The organism is Streptomyces sp. NPDC057302, assembly GCF_042667685.1.
Taxonomy (GTDB): Bacteria; Actinomycetota; Actinomycetes; order Streptomycetales; family Streptomycetaceae; genus Streptomyces.
On the sequence record NZ_JBHUZJ010000070.1, the window covers coordinates 44,769 to 51,055 of the forward strand.

The 6,287-nt window shown below is 69.5% G+C and carries 4 protein-coding genes; 1 reads left to right on the plus strand and 3 read right to left on the minus strand.

The window, feature by feature from the left end; genetic code table 11:
* Nucleotides 1–31 precede the first annotated feature (31 nt).
* Genes ACFUPX_RS34115 through ACFUPX_RS34125 form a run of 3 tightly spaced genes read right to left on the minus strand, consistent with a single transcriptional unit; the run spans nucleotide 32 to nucleotide 3,683 of the window.
* Nucleotides 32–2,476: an FtsX-like permease family protein gene (locus ACFUPX_RS34115; RefSeq protein WP_383331720.1), complete on the minus strand. Its 2,445-nt coding sequence runs from the start codon at nucleotides 2,474–2,476 to the stop codon at nucleotides 32–34.
* Nucleotides 2,473–3,159 carry an ABC transporter ATP-binding protein gene (locus ACFUPX_RS34120; RefSeq protein WP_383331723.1) on the minus strand — a complete coding sequence of 229 codons (687 nt, stop codon included), beginning with the start codon at nucleotides 3,157–3,159 and terminating at the stop codon, nucleotides 2,473–2,475. Before ACFUPX_RS34120 ends, ACFUPX_RS34115 begins: the two co-directional genes overlap by 4 nt.
* Entirely contained in the window at nucleotides 3,156–3,683 is a 528-nt protein-coding gene (locus tag ACFUPX_RS34125) for a PadR family transcriptional regulator (protein WP_383331726.1), read from the minus strand. Before ACFUPX_RS34125 ends, ACFUPX_RS34120 begins: the two co-directional genes overlap by 4 nt.
* A gap of 317 nt (nucleotides 3,684–4,000) precedes the next feature.
* Between ACFUPX_RS34125 and ACFUPX_RS34130 the strand changes: the two genes are divergently transcribed.
* Complete coding sequence (locus ACFUPX_RS34130) at nucleotides 4,001–6,268, plus strand: transglycosylase domain-containing protein (protein WP_383331729.1); 2,268 nt, start codon at nucleotides 4,001–4,003, stop codon at nucleotides 6,266–6,268.
* The last annotated feature ends 19 nt before the right edge of the window (nucleotides 6,269–6,287 follow it).

Here is a 6,287-nt window from a genome sequence, read left to right on the forward strand (position 1 = left end):
CACCGGCAACGTCCCGCTCCCGCGCGGGGAGTTACTCCGTACGCAGGCCGTCCGGGCGCATCATGCGCCACAGCGGCGGCAGGCTGAGCAGCGTCACGACGGCGACGAGCACGGCTCCGGCGCCGGCCAGCGGAAGGAAGATCCACCAGTCCTCGACCGATTTGTCGATCATGCGGACCATGACGAGCCCGAGGCTGAGGCCGCCCGCGACGGCGAGGCCGAGGCCGAGCACCACCGGGATCGCCGTCTGCCACAGGATCGACCACCCCATCGACGAGCGGCGCGTGCCGAACGCGGTGAGGGCGGCCAACAGGCGCTTGCGCTCGCGCAGTTGCTCGAGGAGCGACACCAGCATGGACGCCGCGATGAGGACCATCGTCGCCATCGCGCCGATCTGCAGGCCGGTCTGGATGGAGGCGTACTGCTTGTCCCGCTCGACCGCGCGCAGCGTCATCACGTTGAGGAACGGGTCGATGCGGGCCGCGGTGTTGCGGATGTACTCCTCGCTGTCCGGCACCGACGGATCGATCTGGATCATGGCATTCGTCGAGGCGCCGACCAGCTTGGACGGGGGGACCGCACCGGGCGTCGCGAAGATGCCGTTGTGCAGGTCACCGCCCGGGTCGGGGCGGGCCTTGACCGTCCGCGAGTCGGCGGGCAGCGTCCACGGGATGTGCTTGCGGCCGGGGATGTCCCAGCTGTCGGAATTCAGGTCGATGGGCTTGCCGGGGCGGGCCGACTCGTCGACCCAGTCGTTCATCTCGGTGTCCCCGGTGTGCACGACGAACGTGTCGCCGTCCTCGCACGAACCGATCCGGGCCAGCTCGCGCAGGTTCGCGCAGGTGCCGACCGTCAGCTCGGTGGTGGGCCTGATGTCGTCGGCGTTCTTCAGTTTGCCCGGCTTCACGACGTACGAGGAGACCGTGCCGATGACGTTCTTGACGCCCTTGGTGGTACGGAACTTCTCGTTCATCCGCTCGGCGAGCTCGCCGTCCCCGACGTCCGCCCGAACCTGGAGCTTGGCCCGGCCGGGGTCGTTGTCCGTGACCCGGTCGAAGTCGTCGTGCATCGAGCCGAACATCATCTGCAGGGCGATGGCGCCCGCCACCGCGACCGTGATGCCGCTGACCGCGCGGGCCGCCGTACCGCTGCTCAACTGGAGCCTGCGGGTGGCCAGCTGCCAGGGCACGGGGCCGCCGCGCAGCTTGGCCACGGCCGCCTCGACGAGCCAGGGGAGCAGGGCGGCAAGGCCCACCAGGGTGAGCGTCGCTCCGGCGCCGATGGCGAAGACCGGCGGAGCCACGTTGCCCCCGACGTAGCCATTGACCACGTTGCCCCCGACCTGGCCCGAGGCGAGGAGGATCCCGAGGCCGACGACCGGCATCGCGACGCGCCACCAGATCCGGCGCTTGCGGGGCTTCGCGCTGCGGAAGACGCCGAGGGGTTCGATGGCGACGGCGCGCAGCGAGATCAGCGTGACCACGACGGCCGTGAGCGGGACGGCAAGCAGGACGAGCACCGCGAGGCCGGGTATCGGCGTCACGTCGGTGGCGAACGCGCTGATCTTCCACACGTCGAACACGCCGAGCAGCTCGCGCAGGCCCAGGAAGGCGACAGCGCCGAAGGCCAGGCCGAGCAGCGCCCCGCACAGGGCCTCGCCCGCCGCGATCCTGCGCACCGCCCGCGCGTCCGCGCCGACCAGGCGCAGCGCGGCGAGGCGCTTGTCCCGCCGCTCGCCGCCGAAGCGGACCGCCGTGCCGATGAAGATGACCACGGGGGTCAGAAGCACCACGCAGCCCAGGACGACCAGCACGATGAGGATCGGATCCAGCGGCTTCGGGGGTTCCTGATAGCCGAACTCCGCTACCCGGTGGCCGCCCTTGGCCTGGGTGAGGGCGTCGGAACCGGCGTAGAAGTAGAGCTCCTGGGGGTGCACGAGGCCCGGGTCGCCGATGGTGCCCGTGACGCGGTACCGGTCGAAGCGCTCCTTGAGGAGCGTGCCGTCCGAGCTGTTCAGAAGGTCGCGCAGGGCGGGCGAGACGACCATCTCGCCGTCTGCCGGGAGCTTCTTCAGGCCGGGCGGCAGGGTGGGGTGCTCGCCCTCGGCGCGCACCGTACGGCCCTGCACCGTCGAGTCCCGGAAGTCGGTGCCGGCGTCGCGCGTGAGGACGGTGGAGTCGGTGCGCTGGTGATGCTTGCCGTCGAACTGGCCCGCGTCCGAGCGGGCCACCGAGCGGTCCTCCCGGCTCTGGAGCATGTTCGGCACGGAGGCCGCGCCGAGCAGCAGCGCCACACCGAGGCCGACGCCGACCGCGGTCAGGATCGTGCGGGTCCAGCCCTCACGGCCGCCGCCGACGGCGAACCGTATGCCCATCACGAGATCGCGGGCCCAGGCGCGGACGCCCGTCGGCGCGGTGTGCTCGGGATGCGGCGCCGCAGACCCCGTACGGGCCTTCGCGGGGGTGTCGAGACTCATATCGCCCGCTCCATGTCCCGTGACCTGCCGTCGCGTACGACGATCTCGCGGTCGGAGTAGGCGGCGACCCGCGTCTCGTGCGTGACCAGGACGACGGCGGTGTTCGCCGAGCGCGCGGCGTCGGTGAGCAGCTCCATGACGCGCTCGCCGTTGAGCGAGTCAAGCGCGCCGGTCGGCTCGTCGGCGAAGATCACGCGCGGGCTCGTGGCGAGCGCGCGGGCCACCGCGACCCGCTGGCCCTGGCCGCCGGAGACCTCGCCGGGCCGCTTGGCGGCGACGTCCTCGACCTCCAGGCGCTCCATCCAGGTACGGGCGGTCGCCTCGGCCTCCTTGCGCTTGGCGCCGTTCAGCCGCAGCGGAAGCGCGACGTTCTCCACGCACGTCAGCTCGGGGACCAGCTGCCCGAACTGGAAGACGAAGCCGAACTCGCTGCGGCGCAGGGCGCTCAGCGCGGCGTCCGGCAGGCCCGTGAGCTCGCGGCCGTTGTACGTGATGGAGCCCGAGTCGGGCTTGACGATCCCCGCGAGGCAGTGCAGGAGCGTGGACTTCCCGGAGCCGGACGGGCCCATGACGGCGACGACCTCTCCGGGGTGGATGGAGAACCCGGCGTCGTCGAGCGCGGTCGTCGGACCGTACGTCTTGCGCAGGCCGGAGGCGGTGAGAAGGGAACCGGCGGGGGTCATGCGGAGCGCACCTCCTGGGCGAGCTTGCCGAGGCGTGCGGCGGCCAGTTCGAGCCAGCGGAGATCGGCTTCGAGGTGGAAGAGCGCGTGGTCGCAGATCAGCTGGTCGGCGAGGTCGCCCTTGCGCTTGCGGTCGGTGAGGATGCGCATCAGGCGCAGGTGCTCGGCGCGCTGGGCGTCGAGCATCTCCGAGGCGTCCCGCTCGGTGAGCAGGGCCAGGACGACCTTCGTGTAGAGGGTCGACTGGAGGTAGGGCTCGGGCTTCTCCGGGGTGGCGAGCCACTGCTCGACATCCGTGATCCCGGCTTCGGTGATCGCGTACCGCTTGCGCTCGGGGCCGCCGCCCGCCTCTATGCCGTCGACCTCGACGAGGCCGTTCTTCAGGAGGCGGGACATGGTCGAGTAGACCTGCCCGTAGTGCAGTGGCTTGTCGTGACCGAACTTCTCGTCGAAGGTGCGCTTGAGGTCGTAGCCGTGGCGCGGGCCCGACTCAAGGAGGCCGAGGAGGGTGTGACCGATGGACATACGGAGCACTCTACACGGTGTGTATACGTGGTGTGTATACCCCGGTTCGGGGCCGGCTCCGGGCTCATTGGGGGATCACAGGTTCGAAAGCCGGGCAACCTTCTGGGCCCCAGAACCGTCGGTTTACTGGGGGCAGCCACCGGTTCCTGTGGGGCAGGTGCTGATTGTCACGTCCGGAAAAGGCCGGATCGGCAGTCCTTTGTCCCTAGGTGCGGTGTTAGCTTCTTGAGCTGACTTGCCAGTCATCTGTACGGACAGGCCGCACCAGACGCAGACAGAGCACGGACGAACGAGACGGAAGCGGAGCACACATACTCATGGGCCGAGCGGAAGAGCGACAAGCGCGGCAGCGCGGCGCGCGCCGGGCATCGCGCGGGCGCCCCGCCGGTGGCGGCAAACCCAAGCGCACGGGCATACGCCGCTTCTTCACCCTGAAGAAGATCCTGGGTACGTTCTTCGGGCTCTGCCTGCTCGGCATGCTCTCCTTCGTCGTCCTCTACATGGTGGTCGACGTGCCCGAGGGCAATGCGGCGGCCAAGCTCCAGAGCAACGTCTACAAGTACAAGGGCGGCAAGGTCATCGCCAGGACCGGCGAGCTGAACCGCGAGGTCGTCGACCTGGACAAGGTGCCCAAGGAGGTCCAGCGCACGTTCGTGGCCGCCGAGAACAAGTCCTTCTACAAGGACAAGGGCGTCGACTTCAAGGGCACCGCCCGCGGCCTGATCAACACCGTCTCCGGCAAGGGCAAGCAGGGTGGCTCGACGATCACCCAGCAGTACGTCAAGAACTACTACCTGACGTCGGACCAGACGGTGACCCGCAAGCTCAAGGAACTGGTCATCTCGCTGAAGGTGGACCAGAACAAGAGCAAGGACTACATCCTCGCCGGGTACATCAACACCAGCTACTACGGCCGCGGCGCCTACGGCATCCAGGCCGCCGCCCAGGCCTACTACGGCGTCGACGCCGAGCGGCTGAACGTCACGCAGGGCGCCTATCTCGCCGCTCTCCTCCAGGCCCCCAGTCAGTACGACTACTCCTCCGCCACGGACGCCAGCAAGAAGCTGGTCAAGGCGCGCTGGAACTACGTGCTCGACAACATGGTCGAGGAGGGCTGGCTGCCCGCGAGTGAGCGTGAGGGCCTGACGTTCGACAAGCCGGATTCGCCGAAGGCCGCGCCCGGCCTTGAGGGCCAGACCGGCTACCTCGTGAAGGAGGCCAAGGCCGAGGTCATGAAGGCCGGCCACCTCAGCGAGGAGCAGTTCGACGCGGGCGGCTACACGATCACGCTCAACATCGACGAGAAGAAGCAGAAGAAGCTCGAGAAGGCCGTCGACAAGAAGCTGAACGACCAGCTCGACCCCAAGAAGAGCAAGGCCGACGCCCGGGTGCAGGCGGGCGCCGCGTCCGTCGACCCCAAGACCGGCAAGGTCCTCGCGATGTACGGCGGCGAGGACTACGTGAAGCACTTCACGAACAACGCCACCCGGCGCGACTACCAGCCGGCCTCCACCTTCAAGCCGCTGATCCTGGCCGCCGCCCTGGAGAAGGGCGCCCAGACGCAGTCCGGCCAGCCGATCACGGCGAACACGATCTACGACGGCACCAGCAAGCGCCCGGTCAAGGGCAGCGACGTCGCCTTCGCGCCGCCGAACGAGGACGACAAGAGCTACGGGCCCGTCACCGTCCAGAAGGCGATGAACAAGTCCGTCAACGCGGTCTTCGCGCAGATGGGCGTGGACGTCGGCATGGACGACGTACTGGAGACCGCGGGCAAGCTCGGCATGGACGTCGAGGACCTGCCCGCCGTGCCCGCGCAGACCCTGGGCACCATGGGCGCGAGCCCGCTGGAGATGGCGGGTGTCTACGCGACGCTCGACAACCACGGCAAGAAGGTCACCCCCGCGATCGTGGCGTCCGTCGAGCACAAGGACCGCACGATCGAGCTGCCGGACCCGATCGGCGAGGAGGTCGTCGACCGCGGCACCGCGGACTCGCTCACCTCGGTCCTGACCGGCGTGGTCGACGACGGTACGGGCAGCGCGGTGCGCAGCCCCGTGCAGGACGTGGCGGGCAAGACCGGTACGTCCGACGACAACAAGTCGGCCTGGTTCACCGGCTACACGCCCAAGCTCGTCACCTCCGTCGGCCTGTTCGGCGAGGGCGTCGCGGGCACGGCCGAGGAGAGCAAGCAGGTCTCCATGAAGGGCGCGGGCGGTCTGCCGCGCGTCGACGGCGGCAGCTTCCCGGCGCAGATCTGGGCGGCGTACACGTTCTCCGCGATGGGCGCGCCCAGCAAGTTCAACCTGGACACGTCCATGGGAGCGGCCATCGCACCGCCCCCGGATCCGACGACGCAGGCTCCGCAGGAGCCGACGGACGAGCCGACGACGGACAAGCCGACGACGAAGCCGCCGACGGACGACCCGACGACGGACAAGCCGACGACGAAGCCGCCGACGGACGACCCGACGACGGACGACCCGACCACGGATCCGACGACGGAAGACCCGGAGGAGCCGGACCCCACGGAGTCCATCGAGATCCCGGAGAACCCGAACGGGCGGCCGAACAACAGGGACTGACGGCCACACGGTCCTGAGG

Bases quoted from the DNA above. Each gene is read 5' to 3' on its own strand.
- ACFUPX_RS34115 (WP_383331720.1), bottom strand. From the start codon at position 2,476: ATGAGTCTCGACACCCCCGCGAAGGCCCGTACGGGGTCTGCGGCGCCG.
- ACFUPX_RS34120 (WP_383331723.1), bottom strand. From the start codon at position 3,159: ATGACCCCCGCCGGTTCCCTTCTCACCGCCTCCGGCCTGCGCAAGACG.
- ACFUPX_RS34125 (WP_383331726.1), bottom strand. From the start codon at position 3,683: ATGTCCATCGGTCACACCCTCCTCGGCCTCCTTGAGTCGGGCCCGCGC.
- ACFUPX_RS34130 (WP_383331729.1), top strand. From the start codon at position 4,001: ATGGGCCGAGCGGAAGAGCGACAAGCGCGGCAGCGCGGCGCGCGCCGG.